The sequence below is a fragment of the Porphyromonas sp. HMSC065F10 genome (genome assembly GCF_001808555.1).
Taxonomy (GTDB): Bacteria; Bacteroidota; Bacteroidia; order Bacteroidales; family Porphyromonadaceae; genus Porphyromonas_A.
The window spans coordinates 67,149-67,595 of sequence record NZ_KV793748.1; the positions used below are offsets into that span (position 1 = coordinate 67,149).

The window sequence follows — 447 nt, forward strand, 5'->3', positions numbered from 1 at the left end:
CTAATGCACCCGCCTGCCGATCCCGCAGGGGCAAAGCCCCGGAGGGATCATCGCTCCTTGGCCCGCGTGTCGAGGCACGAAGTGCCGAAGACCGCGGGAGAGAATGCCAAGAAAGATATACGACCCCGCCAGGGTGTCGCACTTATCAGGGAGTCAGGCAACCAGTGCGACACCCTTGCGGGGTCGCAGTGACGTTTGTGATGCCTGATCCACGGGTCTTCGGGGCTACGCCCCTCGACCGGTGGCTATGGAGCGAGCACCCGCAAGGGGTGCTTCGTTCCCCACTCTTTATAATGAGTTGATGGACTTCTGTGCTAATTAAACGCGTCACCCCTGTTCATCGGCAAAATAACCCTCCGCCATGTCAACTAATTTCAGGAGAAGACAGCTTTTTTCTAATACCGATATTAGTAATCTCTAATACCGATATTAGTCGCGCCTAATATC

Annotated in this window: 1 protein-coding gene; it reads left to right on the forward strand. The window is 55.0% G+C overall.

Going from position 1 to position 447, the window contains the following annotated elements:
• Positions 1-192: hypothetical protein (locus HMPREF2890_RS09145; RefSeq protein WP_210394730.1), on the forward strand; the 192-nt coding region annotated here is incomplete at its 5' end.
• Positions 193-447: the final 255 nt, after the last annotated feature.